The organism is Fictibacillus marinisediminis (assembly GCF_023149135.1).
GTDB lineage: Bacteria > Bacillota > Bacilli > Bacillales > Fictibacillaceae > Fictibacillus_C > Fictibacillus_C marinisediminis.
The window spans coordinates 3,018,823-3,042,058 of the sequence record NZ_JAIWJX010000002.1 but is presented as its reverse complement, the minus strand read 5'-3'; the positions used below and the strand labels follow the sequence as shown (position 1 = coordinate 3,042,058).

The 23,236-nt window shown below is 42.8% G+C and carries 25 protein-coding genes and 1 pseudogene; 20 read left to right on the top strand and 6 right to left on the bottom strand.

Annotated features, from left to right (window positions below):
• The first annotated feature begins 33 nt into the window (after window positions 1-33).
• Window positions 34-225 carry a sporulation protein Cse60 gene (locus LCY76_RS16150; protein WP_053357502.1) on the top strand — a complete coding sequence of 64 codons (192 nt, stop codon included), beginning with the start codon at window positions 34-36 and terminating at the stop codon, window positions 223-225.
• A 43-nt stretch (window positions 226-268) separates the two neighbouring features.
• Here LCY76_RS16150 and LCY76_RS16145 read toward each other — a convergent pair whose 3' ends face one another.
• On the bottom strand, window positions 269-1,525 hold the full coding sequence (locus LCY76_RS16145) for a BaiN/RdsA family NAD(P)/FAD-dependent oxidoreductase (protein ID WP_248253465.1): 1,257 nt from the start codon (window positions 1,523-1,525) through the stop codon (window positions 269-271).
• A 163-nt stretch (window positions 1,526-1,688) separates the two neighbouring features.
• On the opposite strand from LCY76_RS16145, the gene LCY76_RS16140 reads away from it, so the two are divergent.
• On the top strand, window positions 1,689-3,317 hold the full coding sequence (locus LCY76_RS16140; protein WP_248253464.1) for a putative polysaccharide biosynthesis protein: 1,629 nt from the start codon (window positions 1,689-1,691) through the stop codon (window positions 3,315-3,317).
• A 71-nt stretch (window positions 3,318-3,388) separates the two neighbouring features.
• Here LCY76_RS16140 and LCY76_RS16135 read toward each other — a convergent pair whose 3' ends face one another.
• A complete protein-coding gene (locus LCY76_RS16135) occupies window positions 3,389-3,814 on the bottom strand; it encodes a DUF6884 domain-containing protein (RefSeq protein WP_248253463.1) in 426 nt (141 codons plus the stop codon).
• 113 nt (window positions 3,815-3,927) lie between these two features.
• On the opposite strand from LCY76_RS16135, the gene LCY76_RS16130 reads away from it, so the two are divergent.
• Window positions 3,928-4,647 (top strand): pseudouridine synthase, encoded by a 720-nt coding sequence (locus tag LCY76_RS16130; protein ID WP_248253462.1) that lies wholly within the window; start codon window positions 3,928-3,930, stop codon window positions 4,645-4,647.
• Window positions 4,648-4,689: 42 nt separating this feature from the next.
• Window positions 4,690-5,337, top strand: a complete 648-nt coding sequence (locus LCY76_RS16125) for a PRC-barrel domain-containing protein (protein ID WP_248253461.1) — start codon at window positions 4,690-4,692, stop codon at window positions 5,335-5,337.
• A gap of 128 nt (window positions 5,338-5,465) precedes the next feature.
• Here LCY76_RS16125 and LCY76_RS16120 read toward each other — a convergent pair whose 3' ends face one another.
• A complete protein-coding gene (locus tag LCY76_RS16120; protein WP_082316176.1) occupies window positions 5,466-5,684 on the bottom strand; it encodes a DeoR family transcriptional regulator in 219 nt (72 codons plus the stop codon).
• A gap of 467 nt (window positions 5,685-6,151) precedes the next feature.
• Here LCY76_RS16120 and pepV point away from each other — a divergent pair, with 467 nt between their 5' ends.
• The gene (gene pepV / locus LCY76_RS16115) at window positions 6,152-7,552 is read left to right on the top strand and encodes a dipeptidase PepV (RefSeq protein ID WP_248253460.1); all 1,401 of its coding nucleotides are present in this window, start codon (window positions 6,152-6,154) and stop codon (window positions 7,550-7,552) included.
• Between the two features lie 53 nt (window positions 7,553-7,605).
• Entirely contained in the window at window positions 7,606-8,787 is a 1,182-nt protein-coding gene (locus tag LCY76_RS16110) for an MFS transporter (RefSeq protein WP_248253459.1), read from the top strand.
• 50 nt (window positions 8,788-8,837) lie between these two features.
• Here LCY76_RS16110 and cysK read toward each other — a convergent pair whose 3' ends face one another.
• Complete coding sequence (gene cysK / locus LCY76_RS16105) at window positions 8,838-9,773, bottom strand: cysteine synthase A (protein WP_248253458.1); 936 nt, start codon at window positions 9,771-9,773, stop codon at window positions 8,838-8,840.
• 147 nt (window positions 9,774-9,920) lie between these two features.
• On the opposite strand from cysK, the gene thpR reads away from it, so the two are divergent.
• From thpR to LCY76_RS16070, 7 genes are all read left to right on the top strand, one after another.
• Window positions 9,921-10,496 carry an RNA 2',3'-cyclic phosphodiesterase gene (gene thpR, locus LCY76_RS16100; RefSeq protein ID WP_248253457.1) on the top strand — a complete coding sequence of 192 codons (576 nt, stop codon included), beginning with the start codon at window positions 9,921-9,923 and terminating at the stop codon, window positions 10,494-10,496.
• Window positions 10,493-10,870, top strand: coding sequence for a CidA/LrgA family protein (locus LCY76_RS16095; protein ID WP_248253456.1), 378 nt, complete (start codon window positions 10,493-10,495; stop codon window positions 10,868-10,870). Before thpR ends, LCY76_RS16095 begins: the two co-directional genes overlap by 4 nt.
• Entirely contained in the window at window positions 10,857-11,540 is a 684-nt protein-coding gene (locus tag LCY76_RS16090) for an LrgB family protein (RefSeq protein WP_248253455.1), read from the top strand. Before LCY76_RS16095 ends, LCY76_RS16090 begins: the two co-directional genes overlap by 14 nt.
• Window positions 11,541-11,576: 36 nt before the next feature.
• The gene (locus tag LCY76_RS16085) at window positions 11,577-12,323 is read left to right on the top strand and encodes a hypothetical protein (RefSeq protein ID WP_248253454.1); all 747 of its coding nucleotides are present in this window, start codon (window positions 11,577-11,579) and stop codon (window positions 12,321-12,323) included.
• A gap of 54 nt (window positions 12,324-12,377) precedes the next feature.
• Window positions 12,378-13,313, top strand: coding sequence for a diacylglycerol/lipid kinase family protein (locus LCY76_RS16080; RefSeq protein ID WP_248253453.1), 936 nt, complete (start codon window positions 12,378-12,380; stop codon window positions 13,311-13,313).
• 212 nt (window positions 13,314-13,525) lie between these two features.
• Window positions 13,526-15,676, top strand: a complete 2,151-nt coding sequence (gene pulA / locus LCY76_RS16075) for a type I pullulanase (protein WP_248253452.1) — start codon at window positions 13,526-13,528, stop codon at window positions 15,674-15,676.
• Window positions 15,677-15,818: 142 nt separating this feature from the next.
• Entirely contained in the window at window positions 15,819-16,613 is a 795-nt protein-coding gene (locus LCY76_RS16070) for a phosphotransferase family protein (RefSeq protein ID WP_248253451.1), read from the top strand.
• Window positions 16,614-16,661: 48 nt separating this feature from the next.
• On the opposite strand, the gene LCY76_RS16065 is transcribed toward LCY76_RS16070, so the two are convergent.
• Entirely contained in the window at window positions 16,662-16,946 is a 285-nt protein-coding gene (locus LCY76_RS16065) for a YtzH-like family protein (RefSeq protein WP_248253450.1), read from the bottom strand.
• A gap of 201 nt (window positions 16,947-17,147) precedes the next feature.
• On the opposite strand from LCY76_RS16065, the gene trmB reads away from it, so the two are divergent.
• The 3 genes from trmB (at window position 17,148) to LCY76_RS16050 (ending at window position 19,410) form a co-directional block, all read left to right on the top strand.
• Window positions 17,148-17,795 (top strand): tRNA (guanosine(46)-N7)-methyltransferase TrmB, encoded by a 648-nt coding sequence (gene trmB / locus LCY76_RS16060; RefSeq protein WP_248253449.1) that lies wholly within the window; start codon window positions 17,148-17,150, stop codon window positions 17,793-17,795.
• 117 nt (window positions 17,796-17,912) lie between these two features.
• Window positions 17,913-18,746 (top strand): YtnP family quorum-quenching lactonase, encoded by an 834-nt coding sequence (locus tag LCY76_RS16055; protein WP_248253448.1) that lies wholly within the window; start codon window positions 17,913-17,915, stop codon window positions 18,744-18,746.
• A gap of 121 nt (window positions 18,747-18,867) precedes the next feature.
• Window positions 18,868-19,410, top strand: a complete 543-nt coding sequence (locus tag LCY76_RS16050; RefSeq protein WP_248253447.1) for a hypothetical protein — start codon at window positions 18,868-18,870, stop codon at window positions 19,408-19,410.
• Window positions 19,411-19,622: 212 nt separating this feature from the next.
• On the opposite strand, the gene LCY76_RS16045 is transcribed toward LCY76_RS16050, so the two are convergent.
• Window positions 19,623-19,952 (bottom strand): hypothetical protein, encoded by a 330-nt coding sequence (locus tag LCY76_RS16045; protein ID WP_248253446.1) that lies wholly within the window; start codon window positions 19,950-19,952, stop codon window positions 19,623-19,625.
• Between the two features lie 245 nt (window positions 19,953-20,197).
• On the opposite strand from LCY76_RS16045, the gene queD reads away from it, so the two are divergent.
• The 4 genes and pseudogenes from queD to LCY76_RS16025 all read left to right on the top strand — a co-directional run bounded on the left by queD (window position 20,198) and on the right by LCY76_RS16025 (window position 23,228).
• The gene (queD, locus tag LCY76_RS16040; protein ID WP_248253445.1) at window positions 20,198-20,680 is read left to right on the top strand and encodes a 6-carboxytetrahydropterin synthase QueD; all 483 of its coding nucleotides are present in this window, start codon (window positions 20,198-20,200) and stop codon (window positions 20,678-20,680) included.
• Window positions 20,664-21,395, top strand: a complete 732-nt coding sequence (locus LCY76_RS16035) for a 7-carboxy-7-deazaguanine synthase QueE (RefSeq protein ID WP_248253444.1) — start codon at window positions 20,664-20,666, stop codon at window positions 21,393-21,395. The genes queD and LCY76_RS16035 overlap by 17 nt, the downstream gene beginning before the upstream one ends.
• A 1-nt stretch (window position 21,396) precedes the next feature.
• A pseudogene (gene queC, locus LCY76_RS16030) lies at window positions 21,397-22,067 on the top strand (7-cyano-7-deazaguanine synthase QueC).
• Between the two features lie 96 nt (window positions 22,068-22,163).
• Complete coding sequence (locus tag LCY76_RS16025) at window positions 22,164-23,228, top strand: M42 family metallopeptidase (protein ID WP_248253443.1); 1,065 nt, start codon at window positions 22,164-22,166, stop codon at window positions 23,226-23,228.
• Window positions 23,229-23,236: the final 8 nt, after the last annotated feature.

Here is a 23,236-nt window from a genome sequence, read left to right as displayed (position 1 = left end):
GATAGGGAAAACATACCCAGGAGGTGCTGGAGTATGCTGAAAATAAAGTTGTTTGATGAAGAACATGAAGCTGACCTGGAAGAAGCGGTTAACGGCTTTTTGGAGAACCTCCATGAATCGAACATCAAAGATATCAAGTATCAGGTTTCGATCAGTGACAGTTTAAGGGAGGAAGAGGAACCTACCATATACTCCTATTCTATAATGGTTATTTATATTGAATAAAAAAAGGGAACTCCCTCGGCATGAGCTGAGGAGGTCCCTTTTCTTAATGTATTGCAGCATTCGTACCTGCCAAATGTCCGGTTACGAAGGCAACCGTTATGTTATAGCCGCCAGTATAGCCATGCAGATCTAAAACTTCTCCGCAGAAATAAAGTCCTTCTTTCATTTTTGAGGCCATGCTCTTTGGTTCAATTTCCTTGATGGAAACACCGCCGCCTGTTACGAACGCTTTCTCGATGGAAAGTGTACCGTTCACTTCAAATGAAAATCGTTTAAGCATTGAGACGAACTGGCGCAGGCTTTGTTTGTTAAGGTGTTCACTCGTCACATCAAGCGATATGTTCGCTTTCTCCAATAAGAACAGCAAATATCGTTCTGGCAGAAAGCCTTTCAGAACATTTTTTATCGCTTTTTTCGGATCTTCTTTTAAGAGGCTATTTACGGATTGAAACAGTTCTTCTTCTTTTTGATCCGGAAAAGAATCAATGGACATCGTTATCGATTTGGTTTCAAACTTCTTCAGTGCTTTTACAACATACTGGCTTGATCGCAGGGCAGCAGGTCCGGATATTCCGAAATGCGTGAAGATCATGTCCCCTCTATGAGATTTGATCAGCTTTCCCTTCGGATTCCAAACGGAAAGCTCTGCCTGGCGGAGAGAAATACCCTGCAGTGTTTTGGATTTAACATAAGGTTCCGAAGAGGTGATCGGAACCTCTGTAGGATACAGCTCTGTAATGGTGTGCCCTGCTTTTTTTGCCCAGGCATAGCCGTCTCCTGTTGAGCCGGTATGAGGGACCGATTTTCCTCCGACTGCAATAATGACAGCTTTCGCAGGAATGACGGTACCGTTTTTTAGAACAACTTCTTTTACATGATCGTCTGTGTAATTGACGGTTTCTACTGGGGTGTTTGTCCAGATTTTTACGTTCAGTGATTCAATTTTCTTTAAGAGTGCAGCCACAACATCGCCGGCCTTGTTGCTGACAGGGAACATCCTCCCGTTGTCTTCTTCTTTCAGAGCGATACCAAGCCCTTCAAAAAAAGAGATGATGTCTTCATTGTTAAAGATTGAAAACGCACTGTATAAAAAACGCCCGTTGCCGGGGATATGTTTAATAATTTCATCAATCGGGAGCCGATTCGTTACATTGCACCGGCCTCCTCCTGAAATAGCAAGCTTTCTGCCAAGCTTGTCTCCTTTATCAATGAGCAGCACGCGGCTGCCCTTTGATGCTGCAGCGACCGAGGCCATCAAACCGGAAGGGCCTCCTCCAATAACCACTACATCATATTTCATGTATGCACCTGCTTCCTTTTATTACAACCAAAAAGATACCATAAATTTTGTGAAATGAAAAACTCTGTCTCTGCAGAGTGCTTATGTTACAATACTAATGTTGTTCAAGAAGACCAAATTAAAGTATGCTTATTTGCAGCACTAAATAGTAGGAGATGGATTCATGTCTCGGTTATTGCGAGGAACGTTAATTTTAACTGCAGCAACATTCTTTTCAAAATTTATCGGATTGATTTATATTGTTCCGTTTAATGCTCTTGTGGGAACAAAAGGTCTTGCACTATACGGATACGCTTATAATCCTTACACGATTCTTCTAAGTATCGCAACGATGGGCGTACCGCTGGCCGTTTCAAAGTTTGTATCAAAATATAACGCTCTCGGCGATTACGCCACAGGCCGGAAGCTGCTGAAATCTGGATTGTTCATCATGACGTTGACCGGCTTTGCCGCATTTCTTGTCCTTTATTTCATCGCTCCCGTGTTATCGTCAAACATCCTTGGAAAACATGGCGGGAACGGAAATACTGTAGATGATATTACCTTTGTTATTCGGATGGTAAGTACTGCTCTTATCTTTGTTCCTTCCATGAGCCTGATCAGAGGTTACTTTCAAGGATTTCAATCCATGGGACCAACAGCAGTTTCCCAGGTGGTTGAACAGATCATACGAATATTATTTATTCTTATTGCGAGCTACGTTGTCATCCATGTGCTGAATGGCACCTTGACCACTGCGGTAGGCCTTGCAACTTTTGCTGCGACGGTAGGGGCAGTGGGAGGACTGCTTGTTCTCCTATGGTACTGGAACAGACGGCGTCCTTATTTGAAAAAAATGTACGAACAGTCCACTGTGGATTCGGGGGTTTCACTGCCAGCAATCTACCGCGAGATTGTTTCGTATGCGGTGCCCTTTGTAGCCGTTGGACTTGCAATCCCGCTCTATAAAATTATTGATCAGTTTACGATTGTTAACACACTGCAGCGGACAGGCTACAGCCAGCCGAAGGCAGAAGATGTATTTGCGATGGTCACACAGACATCACATCAGCTTGTTATGATTCCGGTGTCCCTTGCGACGGCATTTGCTCTAACCCTTATTCCCATCATCACAAAGTCTTATACAGAAGGGGATTATGACGCGTTAAACAAGCAGATCACACAATCTTTTCAGATCACTTTGTTTTTAACAGTGCCAGCAGCAGTCGGTTTATCGGTCCTTGCGTATCCAGCCTATGGAACGCTCTTTACACTCAACGACATCAAGCTGGGCGGCGAGCTTCTGCGCTGGTATTCTCTATCGGGAATATGGTTTGCGATGTTTACGGTTACCGCGGCGATCATGCAGGGGTTAAACCGGCAAAAATACGCGCTGTTCAGTCTTTTAGTCGGCATCTTGTTTAAGCTGACCCTAAACATTCCTCTCATTTATTTATGGAAAGGCGTCGGCTCAATAATTGCTACCAACATCGGGTACACGGTTTCCATTTTAATCAATCTGTATGTGATTAAGAAATATGGAGAATTCTCGTTCAAATGGGTATTACGCCGAGCCATCCTGATCTTTGCTTTCGGTTTGGCTATGGCAGCCGCTGTTTATGTCATCAAAGCTCCGATTGAAAGTTCATTTCATGGGGTTTATACGAAGACCAGAGGCATTGCCGTTCTGGCAGCTGGAATTCTCTCAGGAGGGCTCGTTTATTTCGCCCTCTCCTACAAATCTGGTTTGATACAGATTGTCTTGGGACAGCGGTTCAGTTTCCTGAAAAGAAAAAAAAAGAAAGCAACGTAAAAAGAAGGTCCTTTTGGGCCTTCTTTTCTGGGATAAAAGAGGTTGGCATTGAAGTAGTGTCTAGCTTTCCTTTAATCATTTTGTTCATCGTACCATTTCAGCTGATTGCCGATACTATAGCCTTCGAGTGGTACTTCAAACTGGAAGCCGGCCTTAGCCAGCTCTGGCTGAAGATGTTCTCTGTAAACCCAGCCTCCATGCAAATAAACAGTGCATTCTTCCGGTTTTTCATGGTTTAGCAGCTCTTCTACGACTTTCCGCGCCCAATCGTGCTTTTCCTTTGAGGAAAAATTCTTAATCGAAACATTATAGGGCTCGATCCACTGATCCTGAGTAAGAAACCCTTCTTTTGCGCTGTAAAAATAAAATGCGTCATAATTCTGCTTTGCAAAATGAACAGATTTTAAGAACAAAGGACTTATGTATAAATCTATAGCTGCTGCGGGATGGTTCAGTTTCTTTCTGGCAGTCGCCAGCAGGCCGATTTTCCGTTTCATCTAACAATCTCCTCCTATAGTACTAAAATACCCGCGTTTACTAATTATAAAGCAAAATTTTGTAAATTTATAGGAAAATATACTTATAAAAAGAAATGAGGTCCAAGAAAAAAATGAGAATCGATAAATTATTAGCCAATATGGGATTCGGAACCAGAAAAGAAGTGAAACAGCTGCTAAAGAAGGGTGCTGTCCTCGTGGACGGAATACCTGTGAAAGACAGCAAGACAAAAGTGAATCCTGAAATGCAGAAGGTTACTGTACACGGAGAAGAAGTGGTCTTTAAAGATACCATTTACCTCATGATGAATAAACCGCCTGGGGTGATATCGGCAACGGAGGATCACGTACAGGAGACGGTCATCGATCTTTTGGAGGAGCAGGATCAAATTCTTTCACCTTTTCCTGTCGGCCGCCTGGATAAAGATACAGAAGGTCTCCTCATACTAACGAACGACGGACAATTGTCCCATTCGCTTTTATCCCCCAAAAAGCATGTACCTAAAACCTATTATGCGAAAATTGAAGGGGTTGTAACACAGGAAGATGTGGATGCGTTCAATGATGGAGTAACTCTTGAAGATGGATACAAGACCAAGCCTGGAGCTCTTTCTATCCTTCATTCTGGAGAGGTGTCAGAAATTGAGCTTATCATTACAGAAGGGAAATTTCATCAGGTGAAAAGAATGTTTGAAGCGGTCGGGAAAAAAGTCACCTATTTAAAGCGCATTCAAATGGGAGGACTTAAGCTTGATGAGAAGCTGAAGCTCGGAGAATACAGAGAACTGACAGCAGAAGAACTGGAACGTTTATTGGAGAGAGAGGTTTTTTAAAAAGAAATATCGGGTAATAGCTAGAAAAAGGAGGAATGTTTTATGCTATTAAAAGCTAACGATTTACTCGATAAAAAAGTCAAGCACTCAGAAACAAAGGAAGATAACATTGACTTAAGTGGCATTCTTCTGAATAAATATGATTTTTCGCTCTGTTACCTGTCGTTTGAGGAAACAGTTCCGGCCGATCCCGGAAATGAAGAATCATTTGATCCTATTGATAAAAATGTGCTGAACATGCAAGCAGCAACGAGCGGCATCGGATCACAAAGCACACCGCTGAGCGGTACAGGCTATCCGGTCGCTGCAAGGTCTTATTATAAAGAAACGTATTATATTCCATGGCACGATATCATTTCACTTGATGACGACATTGTCTACCAGGGTAACGAACGTCAAATCGAAGAGCCTGTAGAGTGCATGGCCTCCTCCATATTTGATGGGTGGACGGTTGAAACCATTGACGGAGAAAAAATCGGCAAGATTAAAGATGTCATCCTTGATACCATTTCAAAAAAAGCAGTTGCCATTGAGATCGCTGAAGGGTTTTGGTCAAAGCTTTTAGGTGAAGGCAACAAATACATGCCGATCGCAGGCGAACCAAACTGGGTGGAAGAGAAGTGGATCGTTGAGCCTGAGCTCAAGGACCACTTAGTGAATGAAAAGGAAGACATAAAGCCGCTTTTTTAAGAATAACAAACAAAAACCCCCTTTCCATGTGGATGGGGGTTATCTTATTAGAAAAGCACTTTACAAGATGTGATGTCTGGCTGCAGCGCCCTCGAGGACTTAAACGGGGTGCTTTTTACTTTTCCAAGTTAAGATACTTTTACTTTTTTAGAAGTTGTTTGCCACAAGCCTCTGCTCGGGCTGGTGACCAGGTTGTTATAAGCCAATACATTTAGATCCCTCTGGATAGTGCGCTGCGTAGTCCCAAATTCTTCAACCAATTCTCGTGTTGTAACAGTCCCTTTCCTTTTTATAAAAAGATACATGGATTTTACACGGTTCAACATACGGTTAGTTGAAGGACTCAAAAAACCACTCCCTATACAGTATTGTCGTTCATAATAAATTATAGTAAAAGTTCTTTAATTTATTATGATAAAATGTTTAAATTTTCATTAAATATGAGATTAAAATAAAAAGCGAAGACTCCACATACCGGTTCTTCGCTGCTTGGCCATGATTTCATATCATGATTTCTCTCTCTATTTCTCAGGTGATTGGCGGCTTCGCAGCATGTAATGACCGCTTGTTTAATAAACAAAACAAAGCATTCATCGTTTACGTTTTAACAACCACACCTCCTATTTACGCGATATTATACTTTATTTCAGAAAAAAAAGCAAATGAGCAGTCTTTATATCGGCATTATTCTGCGTTTTTTTACCTTTTTGGTAATATAAGCTAAAATAAAGAGTGGTTTTTCGTTTGAACGAGTACCTAGTAGGACTGAAACATGAGATGATACATAAGAATTGAATGGAGAAAGGTGAGCAGTATGAAAAATGTAAATTGGAAAGAAGAAATCGAAAAAAGGAAGGAAAATCTGCTTCAGGATACACAAGGCCTGCTGCAGATCAGGAGTGTGCTGGAGGAAGATAAAGCCGCTGATAAAGCTCCATTTGGGCCGGGGATTGAAATGGCATTGGATTATATGCTTGAACTGGGCAATGCACAGGGTATGCAGACTAAAAATGTTGACGGCTTTGCCGGCCATATTGAAATAGGAGAAGGACAAGAATTAATCGGAATTTTGTGCCATCTTGATGTTGTTCCCGAGGGTGATGGATGGACGGTGGATCCGTTCGGAGGAGAAATTAAGGATGGTAAGATCTTTGCCAGGGGTGCCATTGATGATAAAGGTCCAACGATGGCTGCGTTTTACGGGATGAAGATGATCAAGGAACTTGGCCTGCCTTTATCCAAGCGAGTCAGGCTGATCCTTGGAACGGATGAGGAAAGCCTATGGCGTTGTGTGGATCATTACTTTAAGCATGAAGAAATGCCTTCATCCGGGTTTGCGCCGGATGCCGATTTTCCAATTATCCATGCCGAGAAAGGGATGCTTAACATTGATTTAAAGCAGGGAGCTGCCGCAGAAAACTGCCAGCATCCTAATGTGCTTGAATCCTTTTCTTCTGGACTCAGGCTCAATATGGTGCCAGATCAGGCGGAAGCGGTGATCTCAGGCAGTGAAGAGCTTGAAGAAAGCTTTCAACAATTTTTAAAAAGCCGCAATTTAACTGGGTCCTCCTCCAAAAATGATGTTGGCCTGATACTAACTCTAATCGGGAAGTCTGCGCACGGAAGTACGCCTGAATTCGGTGTGAATGCGGGAGTCTTGCTTGCTTCATTTTTAGCTGGAGCAGATCTTGATGAACAGGGAAAAGCCTACATTGGTTTTGTTAAGGATCATCTTGGAAGCATTTCAGGTGAAGAGCTTGGGATTAAGGCAGAGGATAATGTTAGCGGAATTTTAACGGTAAATCCAGGGGTGTTTGATTACAGCCGGGAAGCGGGGGGGACCATCGGTCTGAATATAAGGTATCCTGTCAAGCATTCAGGTGAAATGGTATTGGATACACTTCAAAAACTGGTGGATGTAAAAAGTTTTTCCTTAGAGGTGACAAAGCATACGAAGCCTCATTTTGTAGATGAAAATCATGAGTTGGTCCAGACTTTAAAAAAGGTGTATGAAGAACAAACGGGCCAGCCTGGTAATCCGATCGCTATCGGAGGCGGGACATATGCACGGTCATTAGAAGCGGGTGTGGCGTTTGGGGCATTATTTCCTGGGAGGGAAGATGTTGCTCACCAAAAAGATGAATATATGTTCCTGGACGATTTATTCAGTGCTGCAGCCATTTATGCACAGGCTATTTATGAATTGGCCAGATAATCTGTGTCCATACGTTTGATTGAGAGAAAAGGGATTGGGGAGAAGGGACAAAAGTGGTTAGTCAGAAAAGAACTTCTTTAAGCATGAAATGTTTTTATTTATTTACTTTCTTTGCCTTTGGAAGCTTGTTTCCTTTGCTCGGCATTTACTTCAAGGAAGAAGCAGGGCTTTCGGGAACTGAGATCGGTACGTTAATGTCATTGAGCCCTATAGTGATGATTTTTGCGCAGCCGATGTGGGGAATTATTACAGATTATACGAAAAAGCCAAAGCATGTACTCGCTGTATCGCTTCTTCTTACGGGATTAATCGGCTATGCCGTGCTGTTTATTGGCACGTACGGTTGGCTGTTCATCATACTGATCCTGCTGGCGTTATTTCAAAGTGCGATCGTACCGATATCAGACAGTATTCTTTTGAATTACGTAAACCAGACTAAGCAGGAGTACGGGAATTACCGGCTGTTTGGGGCGATTGGTTTTGCAGTAGCTGTATTTATTATGGGGAAGTTATCGGAAATGTCGGGCATTTCCATCATCTTTTATTCTTTCGCTCTAAGCTTGCTTCTTTGTTTGCTGCTGATTAGAACCATGCCGAGAGAAGGTGAGATGCTAAAAGTGGATTTGCGTTCTGGCCTTTCAGCCTTGATTAGAATGCCGAAGTATATGGTATTTTTAGTCACCACGTTTCTTATTTTTGGTCCTATCTTTGCGAACAATTTTTATTTCAGCTTTTATATCCAGGGAATTGGCGGAACCTTGACTGGAGTGGGTATCGCATTCCTGCTTGCAGCCGGCAGTGAAGCGCCATTCATGAAACTGTCGGGCATCGCCCTGAGAAAGTATGGTGTTATCCAAATCATGATGTTTGCGGCAGCGGTTTCCGGTTTAAGATGGACCTTTTATTTCTTTCAGCCGTCAATCACTGTTGTGCTCTTAACGACTGTTGTTCAGGGCTTTTCCGTCGGTTTGTTTATTCCGGCGGCTATGGAATACATTCGGGAAAATACTCCCTCTGATGTGCGGGCTACAGCGGTTTCCTTATATACTGCCGTAGGTAATGGACTCGGTTCATGGTTCTGTACGTTTTTGGGAGGCATGATCTTTGAAAAGTATTCAATCTTTAACACCTATCTTTTCTTCGGTATTCTTTCTTTTGCAGGCCTCTTTATGATTGGAATATTAATGCGGCTGCAGTCCAGAGATAAGAAGCTTGGGCTCAGTTCTGGAGTATAAAAAGGCGGCTCATGATCCTGCATGTGGACCTTGAGCCGTCTTTTTTCTTTTTATTCGAATTGGAACAAATCACTGGATAGATAACGCTCTCCAGAATCACAGGTGATACAGACAACAACGTCATCCTTGGAAAGCTTTTGGGCGGTTTGAACGGCACCATAGACTGCTGCACCGGACGATGGGCCGACGAGGATGCCTTCTTCTGCAGCGAGTCTTCTGACGGTCGTATAGGCCGGTTCATCCTCTACTTTTATGATTTCGTCATAGACGTTCTGATTTAAGATTGACGGTATGAAACCAGGGCTGGTTCCTACCAGCTTATGCTTGCCTGGTTTGCCTCCTGATAAAACAGGAGAACCCGCCGGCTCAACCACATGCACCGTCATGTCGGGGAAAGCCGCTTTTAGTGTTTCGCCAGTCCCGGTAATGGTACCGCCCGTGCCGGCAGGAGCAACGAAGGCGCTCAAGGACTTTTTCAGCTCTTGCATCGCCTCAATGATTTCAACGGCAGTGGTCGTGCGGTGGGCATCTGGATTGGCCGCGTTTTCGAACTGCATTGGCATAAAACTGTTTTCAGGGTTTTCGGCCAGCAGTTCTCTTGCCTTATTGATGGCCCCAGGCATCTTTTCATCTCCTGGTGTGAGAACGACTTGTGCACCATAAGCTTTGAGAAGATTGATTCTTTCGGTTGTCATTGTATCTGGCATAACGATCACTGACTTGTATCCTCGGGCTGCCGCGTTCATCGCCAGACCGATTCCCGTGTTTCCGGATGTCGGTTCAATAATCGTATCCCCAGGCTTTAATTGACCTGATTTTTCCGCTTCAATGAGCATGTTATAGGCAGCCCGGTCCTTTAGGCTCCGGCTTGGATTATAATATTCGAGTTTCACGTAGACGGAGGCCCCGTCTGGGTCAGGTATATGATTCAATCGGACAAGAGGAGTATCACCAATTAATTCGGCTATGTTTTGAACAACTTTCATAATTTGCACATCCCTGTCTTTAACTAATTACAAAAAGTATAACAAATTCAACTTTTAAAATAAAACATGAAAGCTTTTGGATGGTTGTACGGTGATGCTTTTTGGTAAGATAGGAATAATTCCTTTTTAATGGAGATGAAAGAATGTATGAATAGACATATTTTTGCTGCCGTTCCAATTCCTTCTCATGTAAAAAGCACGATTGGTGAATTATCCGAAGTGCTCAAAGAAAAGCTTCCTTTTAAACAATGGGTTCATCAAGAGGATCTGCATCTCACGCTGGCTTTTCTTGGACAAACCAGTCAAAATCAGCTTATCAATCTAAAAGAATCGTTTCATATGAATCTTCATGATCTTCCATCTTTTTCTCTCACGGTATCAAGAGCAGGATTTTTCGGCAAGCTGGACCAGCCCCGTATATTCTGGCTCGGAGTAGATGAGGAGGCGGGCCTTTTTACTTTGCAGAAAACAGTACACGGCCTATGCCAGAAAGCGGGCTTTCCGGTAGAAACCAGGCCGTTTTCCCCCCATATTACTCTTGCTAAGAGGTGGGGGGACGCTGATGCTGCCATTAATAGCGTTTTTGATGAAAACATGATCAATCCGGTTGCCGGGCTGACGTTTGAAGTTCGTTCCATTGTGCTTTACGAAACTCACCTGGATAAAAAGCCTAAGTATAAAGTCATCGAAGAGTTTAATCTTAAAGGAGAGGACGAACATTGAAAGCCTTTGTGATTGTATTCCAGATTGGTGTTCTGTATTTGTTTCATATGCTTGGTGTTTGGATATCAGAAAGCTTGCATTTATTCATTCCGGGAAGTGTCGTCGGAATGATTTTATTGTTTATAGCCCTCTGTACAGGGAAATTTAAAAGCACCTGGGTGAGCTCAGGTGCGCAATTTATGCTAGCCTATCTGCCGCTGTTCTTTATACCTGTCACTGTAGGAATCATGAACTATCCAGCCCTTTTTTCCGTGAAAGGACTGCTGCTCATAGCCGCAACGGCGGTATCTACATTTTTAGTTGTAGCTGCCACAGGCTGGTCGAGTGAACGTCTCATGTCAAAGAAGGAGTCTGTCAGCAATGTTTTGGACTAGTCTTATCTTTATTCTCGTAACTGTGCTCCTTTTTATCGCTATGAAAAAGGTATATGAAAAATGGAACTCGCCTTTTCTTATCCCTGTTCTGACGACGACGTTTGTCATGATCCTGCTTCTCCTTATCACTCATATTCCTTATGAGAAGTACATGGCAGGAGGAAAATGGATTGAAGAGCTGCTCGGACCTGGTGTGGTAGCTCTCGCTTATCCTCTGTATTTATACAGAGAAAGTTTAAAACGCCACCTTGTATCCATAATTGCAGGCGTATTTACAGGTACCCTTGTAGGTGTTCTTACTGTTTTTCTCTTTGCAAGTGCGATCGGAACGAACAAAAGGATCATCCTCTCCATGCTTCCGAAATCTGTAACCACACCAGTTGCGATGGAGATTGCCCGATTAACCCATGGCTCACCTGCACTTGCTTCTGTTTTTGTAATTATTGCCGGAATTTCCGGTGCCGTGTTTGCGCCAAGGTGGTTCAACTGGCTGAGGCTGAAGACTCCCCTGGCCAGGGGATTAGGAATCGGAACGTCATCCCATGCGATCGGCACATCCAAAGCGATGGAGTTCGGTGAAGAAACAGCTGCATACAGTTCAGTGGCAATGGGATTGAGCTGCATTATTGCTTCTGTTCTCGTGCCGCTTTTTGCGGCATGGTTTTTATAGAATCACTTTAATATAAAAAGGAGAGGGAGATGGCATTTGGCTCAGCTCGTAAAACTTGAAGACTATGTGTCTCGGTATGAATTAAATCTTTATCACTACCAGAGCCGATTCGTTGCGCTAAAAAAAAGACGGGCTGAAGAAGGGAAGAATCACAAGACTTCCATTTCAAGAAAGATTTTTACCTCCCAGCTTAAGTGGGCAAGCTCGACGGTTAAAGAATTCTCAAATTTGGACCCAGCCTATTTGAACGACGAACAGCTGCAATTTTTTACTTCTAAAATTCCGGATAGCTATTTTTTATTTTACAAACCAGCTATCCTGCATAAAGCGGCACCGGTAGAATTGGAAGTCATTCTGGCTGGGCCGGGGGCGATCTGGTGTATCGCTCTGCTGGAGGGGAAAGATGCCATTTACCAGGAAGACACAAAACACTTTTGGAAGCGTACTGAAGATGGACAGAAGAGTAAAAAGGTAGTCAATCCTTTTATCGCACTGGAAAGAATGGATTTTGTGCTTAAGCCTTATCTGGAGCCCTTCAAAGACAGGCTGCAGCTGAAAAAAGCAGTTTTATGCCAGAACGGTTATGTCGATATCCATCCGAAGTGGAGTGATGTCCAGGTGGTCGATAAGCGTACCTTTGGATCCTGGTTTGCCAGATTAGCTAGTGATCCAAGCCCTCCGAAGAGCCACCAATTAAAATTCATCGATGCCCTGCTTAAGGCTTCTGTCACTAACTCCCTGCTGCAGCCGGAATGGGAAGAAAACAGCGGATTAGAGGAGTAATGACGGTCTATGTCGAATTCTATCTTATTCATGTTTAAAGGATAAGGAATGCAAATGAAACTCTATTTATTTATTATTCATGCAAACAATAAAAAGGCTCAAAAAACCTGGAAGGCCGTAAAAGAGATTCTTTCGGCCGAGGATGTTCCTTACCGCTCCTACTATACGGAGAGTGAGGGTCATGCGCTTGAAATTGCCAAAAAGATCTCTTACATCAATCGGGATCAGATCGAAGCTATCATTACCGTAGGCGGGGATGGGACCATCCATGAAGTAATCAACGGACTGAAGGATATGCCTGAAGTACCTGTCGGCTTTCTCCCAGGCGGATCTGGCAATGACATTATTCGGGGATTGGGGTTCAATAAGAAAAAGAGTCTGGCTTATATTTTAAAAAGACGCCTTTTAAATAAACGGAACCCTAATAAAATCATCGACGCTGGAGTTCTCAGCTTTCCAGGCAATAAAAGACGAAAAGAATTATTTGTGAGTACAGCCGGAATCGGGTTTGACGGGGAAGTGACCAAGCTGACCAATCGATCATGGTACAAGAAATGGTTCCAGCGCTTCGGTGCAGGAAACTTTGCCTATACCGTAAGCATGTTCCGTCTTCTTTTTTCCTATAAACCGGTCGATGCTGCCGTTACTGTGGATGGCTGCGAGCACCAGTTTTCATCGGTTTGGCTGATTGCTGCCGGCAATATGCCCTATTATGGGGGAGGAATGAAAATATGCCCTTCTGCAAGGCCTGATGATGGCCTGCTTGAGCTGTGTATCGTCCACGGCTTGCACCCATTAAAGCTGCTATTTCTCTTTGTTACCGTATTCTCGGGTAACCATAAGGAGCTGGATGGTGTAACCATTCTCGAAGGAAGACGGATCTCCATAGCAAGTAAAGTGCCGTTAACGGTTCAGGCGGATGGAGAATTGCTCGGCACAACACCTGTTGAATGTTACGTTATTCCCTCTGCACTGTCTATAAAAGTTTAATTTCGCGGGAAAGTTGAGCAAAGTGAATTCTGTTTTTCTATCATTTGGATAAAATAAGAAGAGTGTATCGTCTGATAGGCTCTTTTTTTAGACAAAAAACCCGACGAGCCTGTTATACATAGACTGTATTGAACGGTGAATACTGCAGGATTCTCGGAAAGCATGGGTTATTTAGGGGGTGGATCGGCATTTTAAACAATCATAAATGTGTTGTGGAAGCAGAACAGATCGAAGCTTATCTTGATACATTTACAATGGTCACACTCGTCATTTTTACCGAAGTGCCGAGGGAGGCCTATTTTTACGTGACGGACCTTGAAAGGGTTTACCCATTAAAAAAGATTTCTGAACAGCGGTTGGAGGACCGGCTGCTTTTTCATATGGTGCTTGATCAGAAAATTCCTATCCACCGGGATTATTGGGTTGTGTGCCCTAACGGAGGAAGGATCCCGTTAAAGACGGGGGCGGTTGTAAGAACAAAAGAGTTTGATGAAGTCTTCGCGTATGAAAAAAGTGATCTTGGCACTTTGTATACCTCTGAAAAAACCATTTTTAAAGTTTGGGCGCCGACAGCTTCTTCTGTACGGCTGAAGCTGTTTACAAGTGTAAGTACAGCCTTTGAACACCCGATGAGATTGGGAGATAGAGGGGTATGGGAAACGGAGGTAGCAGGTGATTGCCATTTAAATGAATATTGTTACCTTGTCAGAGTAAATCATGCGGTTAATGAAGCTGTGGACCCCTATGCGAAAGCCGTAACGATCAATGGAAAAAGGGGAGTTGTGATCGACTTAAGCAAGACTGATCCTGAGGGCTGGGATACTGCTCTTTCCCCTCCTCCCATCAAAAAGACGGACAGTATCATATATGAAGTCCATGTCAGGGATTTTTCCATTCATCCGTTAAGCGGCATGCAGCATAAAGGTAAATTCCTTGCGTTTACAGAAACAGGCACTGCAGGTCCTGGCCATTCAGTTACAGGAATCGATCACTTGAAAAAGCTGGGTGTTACGCATGTCCAGCTTTTGCCCGTCAATGATTACGGCAGTATTGATGAAACAAAGGCAGATACGGAGTACAACTGGGGTTATGATCCACTGCATTTCAATGTTCCTGAAGGCTCTTATGCGACCGATCCCGCAGATCCGATTTCAAGAATCAAGGAATTTAAAGCACTGATTTCATCTATGCACGTAAATGGTCTTCGTGTCATTATGGATGTTGTTTATAATCATGTTTTTATCAGGGAGACATCTGATTTTGAAAAGATTGTGCCTGGCTATTACTTTAGGTTTGATTATGGGGGGAACCCTGTCAATGGAACAGGCGTAGGAAATGATACAGCCTCAGAACGATATATGATGAGGAAATTCATGATGGATTCAGTGATGTTTTGGACGAAAGAATATAAAGTAGATGGTTTCCGATTTGATTTAATGGGTATTCATGATATCAAAACGATGAACGAAATTTACAGGGAACTTTCGGAAGTAAATCCTGCTGTATTTATTTTAGGAGAAGGCTGGAAGATGAATACGTGGCTGGATGAAGACCAAAAGGCATGTATTGATTCTGCAGATAAGATGCCGGGAATCTCATTCTTTAATGATCGTTTCCGTGACCATGTTAAAGGGAATATCTTTCATGACGCACTTGAAGGATTTATTAATGGGGACGCTTCCCAAATTGCAGGGATGTATGAAAATGCATCGGGAAATTCGGGAGAGCACGGATTGTTCATAACACCGGGCCAAAGCATTAATTATATTGAATGCCATGATAACCACACGTTATGGGACCGGCTTCGTGCGCTGCATCCCTATGAAGAAGAGACAGTCCTGCGAAAACGGCATTTGCTCGGTACAGCACTCGCTATCTTTTCACAGGGAGTTCCATTCATTCATGCCGGCCAAGAATTTTTCAGGACAAAACAAGGAGACGGCAACAGCTATAAATCGGGTGATATTATCAACAGGCTTGATTGGGAACGGAAAGCAAAATATGAAGCAGACGTACAATATGTGGCTGAACTCATTCAAATTAGAAAGAAGCATCCCGCCTTCCGAATCGATGAACCTGAGATAATTGCCGACTGCTTATCTCTTCTTCAATACCTGCCTGATGGATTGTTCGGGTACATGATCAAAAACATAGGCGAGCTGGATTCATGGAGACATATTATCCTTTTATACAACGGCCATCAGATCGAGAAGGTTTACCAGCTGCCGTTTCCAGGCCAATGGACAGTTACGGCAGAGGCAATGGAAGTGAAAGAGGATGGGCTGTATAAAACAGATGACGAGACGCTCATCATTCCGCCACTTGGATTTACAATGGCCGTTCAGTATAGCGAAAAATTTTAACGAAACATAAATATGTACGATTTTTCTTCAGGCTGTGTTAAAATAATGTATTCGTAGAGGTTTTAAATTTTAAACAAAGTGTAAGTTAGCCGATATAAAAGAGGACATAATAATTTTCCGCATGAGATTGAAGGTGAACGTTTTGGAACACATACTAGGCAAGGGCTGGCAGATTATGCCGGCTGGTGGGGCAACAGGAGAAGCATATCAAGCTAAATATGAAGATCAGACTCTTTTTCTAAAGCGCAATTCGTCACCTTTTCTCGCGGTACTTTCTGCGGAAGGAATTGTTCCGAAATTATTATGGACAAAAAGATTGGGCAACGGAGATGTAATTACGGCACAAAAGTGGCTGAACGGAAGGGAATTAAAAGCATCTGAAATGCTGAATGATGGCATAGGGAGACTTTTAGGCAGAATACATAAGTCTTCTGAACTTCTTGATATGTTAAAACGCTTGGGTAAACAGCCGCTCACTCCTGATCTGATTATTGATGATATTGAAACGAAAATCCAGGCTGAACAGGTATGTCCTCCAAAAATAAAGGAGGCTGTCCGTTATTTAAAATTGCAAAAAAACGTCATCCAGCATGACGATAAAGTCGTCTGCCATTGTGACGTTAATCATAATAACTGGCTGCTGAGCGAAACCAACGAGTTATATCTTATAGACTGGGATGGTGCGATGATTGCTGATCCCGCACTTGATCTTGGTATGCTTCTATACTGGTATATTCCTCGTGAAAATTGGTCTAAATGGCTGTCCACGTATGGAGTCGAACTAACGGTGGACCTTCAGCGGAGAATGCATTGGTATATTATCGCACAAACCATTTTGTCGGTATTTTGGCACAGTGAGAGAAAACAGGAAGCTGAAAAAGAATACTGGTACAATTTTTTAAAGCAAGTCTTGCAGGAAAGCTATTATATAAATTAAAAAAATCGACAATTTCCATTTATTGCCCGGGTAATCCCTGTTAATTTGCTATGAAATTTGAATGGGTTGAATGGTATTCAGCCAATTTTCGATATGGGGCTTATGATTTGTTATATGTTCTTCAAGGTTCTCATGAGTTGAACCATCGTGACTGTACGTGTTAATGAGACCCAAGACATCCTTGATTTCATTATTTAAACTCCCATGCTGCATCAGCCGGGTAGCCAGGCGTTCCAGTTGGGCGCATTCCTGAGGCGTGCCCTTGCAATCGGTGTGATGATCTTGAAGAATGTCTCTTAACAGTGTCAGTTGATGGGTATAATCAAGCGGCATATATCTTCACGTCCTTCTTTTAAACTGTTGATGAAATTCAGTAATCATAGGGTATGGAATACGGAAGAATTTATCCGCGACGTAAAGCTGCGGATTCTTTTTTTTGAACGCAGGCTTTATTGAAGCCTTTTTCTGAACAGCGTTTCATGTTAAAATGTCGAAGGTGTTAAATGGTATTTGATGTTAGAAAGGGAGATCAGTATGCGTCAGCGTTTTAAACCATGGGCAAAAGAAAAGCTAAATGAGTATCCAGAGGTTGTTGCCCCGAATCCTGCTGATTTAAAAGGCAAATGGCACGATTATTTTGGGAACGATCATCCGATTCATATTGAAGTAGGAACGGGTAAAGGAAGTTTTGTTACAGGAATGGGAAAGGCTCATCCGGATATCAACTATATCGGCATGGAAATTTACGATAGCATCATTGTCTCTGGATTGGAAAAAATTGTTACGGAAGAGATCGACAACGTTAAACTGATCAGAGAAAATGCCCAAAAGCTGACTGATTTTTTTAAGCCGGGTGAAGTGGACAGAGTATATCTTAACTTTTCGGATCCCTGGCCGAAAAACAAGCATGAAAAGCGCCGTCTAACGTACGAATCGTTTCTTTCCATTTTCGAAACCATCCTTAAAGACGAGGGGGAAATTCATTTTAAAACCGATAACCAAGGATTATTTGAGTATTCTCTCCACAGTTTCTCAAAATATGGCATGATTCTAAAACAAGTCTGGCTTGATTTGCATAAAAGTGATTATGAAGGCAATATCATGACGGAATACGAAGAGAAATTTTCTTCCAAAGGCTTCAGGATCTATCGGACTGAAGCGCAATTCCGTTCAAAAAAGTAACCCGGGATAACTCCCGGGTTTTTTTATGTTCCAGACATTCAGCAGGTAGCTTGCATTAAAAAAAGTATGGTACACTGAATTCAGATTATTTTTAATGTTGCAAAGGAGAGTCTCACAATGGATCAGTGGAAGGTAGGCAAGTTAACGTTAACTTGGCTGGATGGCGGAGTAACCCATATGGATGGGGGAGCCATGTTTGGAGTGGTTCCAAAACCGCTATGGAGTAAAAAGTATGCTGTGAATGAGCTGAATCAGATTGAATTACGAACAGAACCGATTTTGCTGCAGGGATTCGGAAAGAATATTCTCATTGAATCAGGAATAGGCAGCGGGAAGTTAAGTGACAAACAAAAGCGGAACTATGGCGTTCATGAAGAATCAGTGATTGAAGAAAGTCTTGAAGCTTTGGGCATGTCAGCGGGGGATATTGATATTGTTTTGATGACACACATGCACTTTGATCATGCCTCCGGATTGACGAAAATGGCAGACGGCGAACTAAAGCCCGTTTTCGAAAACGCTGTCATCTATACCTCTGAAACCGAATGGAAGGAACTGAAGGATCCGAATATCCGTTCAAGAAATACATATTGGGAAGAAAATTGGAGGCCGATCGAGCATCAGGTGACAACGTTTAATGAATCCTTTGAGCCTTTGCCTGGAATCAGGATGATTCATACCGGAGGCCATAGTGACGGCCACAGCATTATTGAAATACAGACAGAAGGAACCGTGCTCTATCATCTGGGTGATATCATGCCGACCCATGCGCATAAAAATCCGCTTTGGGTGCTTGCTTATGATGATTATCCGATGACTTCGATTTATGAAAAACAAAAATGGATCAAGCCAGATACGTGGTACTTTTTTTACCATGATGCGGTATACAGAGCAGTCAAGTGGGATGACCAAGGAAAGATGATCGAGGGCATTGCTCGCCCAAAGGATTAGGTTGTCAAAAATCCGTCACATTATTTCCAAATTCAAGTGGGTAAATAAAAAGGAAAAATATGATATGATGGAAGAGATTAGAATTAGAATTGGAATTGTACTGAAAGCAAGGAGGATTATAATGAAAAGGAAGATTATTGCACTATTATCCGTTTTTACTCTTGTTTTTTCCTTTGCCTCGATCGCTTCTGCAGCTGGAGCGACAGCAGACAATGAAATGAAAGCAGCCATTGAAAAAGGCCTGAAAGAAAAGCACTACGATTACAAGAAGGGCAGTATTGAGATTACAGATATAAAGACTGTTCCGAACAATGATCCAAAGCTTGATACTTCTGAGATCGTCGTAGGCATGGGTTCCTACAAGACACTTAGAGATAACATTTTTTACTTCAAGCACAAAGATATTGTCTTTTACAATGCGAAAGACAATAAGATGCTGACAGAGCAGGAAGTGGCAAAAGCCGGCCCAGAACTGCAGCAGTACAAAAAAACACATGAGGATCAAGTAGGCACGAAGATGGATTTTGTTGTGATCATACTGCTTCTTTCCCTTGTCTTGCTTGTACCGCTATACCTCCTTGCCATTTGGGAGAAAGGCCAGTACCTAACAACTAAATTTAAAATTAAAAACAACTTGTACAATCATATGAAAAACTTCAACTAAAAGCTCTGTTCGTCTATTTTGATTTTGGTGGGGTATGATTGAACCGGCTCTTATCATCGCTAGCTATCACCCCTTATTATTGGAGAAAAAAGACTTGAGGGTCTCTTTTAAGCATCAGTATGCGATGCCCAATCTAATTGAAATTCAACAATATGCTTTTAACCAAGCCTAACTAAAAAAGGCGCCGCAGTGTTTGCGGCGCTTTTTTGTGTCTATACCATTACTTTAGTTTTTTCACCGTGTTTAGAGATATCAAGGAGCGTTCCGGTTTTGGCATCAATCATGAAATCAAATTGAGTGAGGGTGGAGTTGAGAGTGCTGGAAAGGCCTCCTTTGTATACTGTAAACGGCAGCCCGAAGCGCTTTACTTCCTCAGGTTGTACGCTGATCCATGAACCGGTAACCATAAATTCGTCCTTGGTCAGGCTCTTTACCAGTTTTAATGCTTTTTCAGGAGTCAGGTTCTGAGGTGCTCGCTTTGCTGCTACATATCCTGCTGCGAAGCCTGCGACTCCGGCAAGAATCCATTTGCTTGCTTTCATTTTCAGCATCTCCTTTTCTTATGTAAGCTTTTCCACATTCAGTATAACAGAAAGCTTTAGTTTTTCTGACTTTTTTGCTATTCTTAAAAGGCAGTCAATGAATGAGGGTTCGAAATTCCCACCCCTCGCTAAAAAAAAAACTAGGGAGCGTGGAAACTTATAAAATCTTTCACTCTCTCCCGATACGTCTGTTTGTATGGGGATTTTTTTATTGGTTATCCATGTTCTTGGAAGGATGGAAATATATGGAGTTTGAAATTCCAAAGAAGGTTCAAAAAATAGATGAAGATATCGAGCGAAGCAGGCTGAAGTATCATCATAAACGGGTTGCTGTAACGAAAGAATTTACATTTGACGCCGCCCACCACCTTCACTGCTATGAAGGGAAATGCAAGAACCTGCATGGGCATACGTATAAGCTGGTGCTAACGATTAGCGGATTCGTTGACCCTGTAGGAATCTCAATGGATTTCGGGGACATAAAGAAAATTTATAAAGAGGCGATCGAGAGCAGGCTTGATCATCGTTATTTAAATGAAGTGCTGCCGCCGATGAACACAACGGCTGAAAATATGATCGTTTGGATCTGGGAAGAGTTTGATAAAAAATTAATGGAATATCATTGGAAAGATAAAGGATTTCGATTGGAAGAGATCGTTTTATATGAAACACCCACGAGCTATGCGACCTTAAAAAGGGAGTGGATGGAACATGACGAATCACTTTAACTTGCCATCCTCTGATGTCTACTCCCAGTGGAAAGTCCCGATGGTAGAGATCTTCGAGACTATTGAAGGCGAAGGGATGGCCGCAGGCTTTCCAACCATTTTTGTACGTGTATTTCATTGTAACTTACGCTGCACATGGTGTGATACTCCTTATAGCTATGCGCCAGCCAAGCCGGAATTTGAGGCAACGATTGAAGAAATCATTCAGAGAATCAATTCTTTTGCATCAAAACGGATCTGCTTTACGGGCGGGGAGCCGCTGATCCACAGAGAAAAATCGGCTGCGCTCTTAAAAGCGATGGCGGAAATTGAAAGAATTGAAGATATTCATATAGAGACCAATGGTGCTATTGCTCTTGAAGCGTTTCAGTTATTAAGGGAGAGCGAGCCATTAATTAAAAACAAAGCAAGGTTTGTAATGGATTATAAACTGCCGGCTTCTGGAGAGATGGATCGCATGGTTCATGAGAATTTTGATCATTTGGAGCTGCAGGACGAAATTAAATTTGTAATCGGCAGTGATGAAGATTTTGAACTTGCTGCATCTGTAGTCAATCAACATCACAAACAAGGACAGGTATTGTTCAGTCCGGTCTGGGAAACAATGCCGCCTGAAAAGCTTGTAAACAAAGTACTTGAAGAGCGCATGTCAGATGTCAAAGTCAGTATGCAGCTCCATAAAATCATTTGGCATCCGGATAAGAGAGGGGTATAAGATGAAAAAAGCGGTTATTGTATTAAGCGGTGGATTGGACAGCACAACTTGTATGGGAATTGCGGCAAATGAAGGGTATGAGCTTTATCCGCTAACCTTCCATTATGGTCAGAGGCATAGCCGTGAGGTGCTTCAGGCCAAAAAGGTAGCCCAACATTATAACGTGAATGAACACCGTATTGTGGACATCGCGTTTCTGAATCAGATCGGCGGCAGTGCATTGACAGATTCCTCGATTGATGTGCCGACTGAAAAAGACGACAAGGAAGAAATTCCATCAACGTATGTCCCGGCCCGAAATATGATTTTTCTTTCACTGGCGAGTGCTTATGCGGAAGTGATTGGTGCTGAAGCTGTTTATATCGGTGTGTCAGCAGTTGATTACAGCGGATACCCGGATTGCCGTCCTGAATTCATTAAAAGCATGAATGAAACCATCAACCTGGCAACAAAAGCAGGAACAACTGGTGACAAGATTTCAATCTGCGCACCTCTTATGCATTTAACAAAAAAGAGACCATCGAAAAGGGTCTTGAACTGGAAGTCCCGTACCGTCTGACGACCTCTTGTTATAACGGAGAAGAAGAGGCGTGCGGAGAATGTGACAGCTGCCAGCTGCGTTTAAAAGGATTTGAAGAAGCAGGCGCCGCTGATCCGATTCCTTATAAATAATTATAGGTACAACCGCCCTATTGCTGCATTGGAAAATTATTGTTTCCAGCGTTACAATAGGGATATACATATACTAGCTTTCCGAAAGGAGAAACAATGAATACTGAAACGCTGGAGTTGTTTAGAACATTAACAGAGCTTCCTGGCGCTCCGGGATTTGAGCATGAAGTCCGGAAGTTTGTCAGAAGAGAAATTGAACCGCTGTCAGATGAGATTATTCAAGACGGACTTGGCAGCATCTTTGGTGTGAAGCATGGCGAAGGGCCAAGAGTAATGGTCGCCGGCCATATGGATGAAGTCGGCTTTATGGTAACAAGAATTACAAAAACTGGTATGATCCATTTTGAAACGCTTGGCGGCTGGTGGAGCCAGGTCCTGCTCGCACAAAGGGTTCAGATCATCACGGATCAGGGTCCTGTCGTTGGTGTGATTGGTTCGGTACCACCTCATCTGCTTCTTGAGGAGCAGCGGAAGAAGCCAATGGATATCAAACACATGTATATTGATATCGGTGCAGACAACAAGCAAGATGCTGAGAAAATCGGCATCCGTCCAGGACAGCAGGTTGTGCCGATCTGTCCTTTCACCCCGATGGCCAATCCCAATAAGATTCTTGCTAAAGCATGGGATAACCGTTATGGCGTAGGCCTGGCGATCGAACTTCTAAAAGAAGTAAAGGATACGAAACTGCCGAATCAGCTCTATTCAGGAGCTACAGTCCAGGAAGAAGCTGGTCTCAGGGGCTCGAAAACAGCCGCCAATCTGATTGAGCCTGATATTTTCTATGCACTGGATGCAAGTCCGGCCAACGACATGACAGGCAATGAAAACGAGTTTGGCCATTTGGGAAAAGGGACTTTGCTTCGTATCCTAGATCGTACGATGATCACGCATAAAGGGCTTCGAGACTTTATTTTAGATACGGCTGAAACCAACAAAATTCCTTATCAATACTTTGTTTCGCCAGGTGGAACGGACGCAGGAAGTGTCCACCTTTCAGGAAAAGGAGTTCCTTCAGCGGTAGTAGGTATTTGTTCACGTTATATTCATACGCACGGATCCATCGTCCATATTGATGATTATGCCGCAGCAAAAGAACTGCTGATCAAGCTCGTAAAGAGCACAGATCAAACAACATTGAACAGTATATTGAACGATTAACAGCAAAC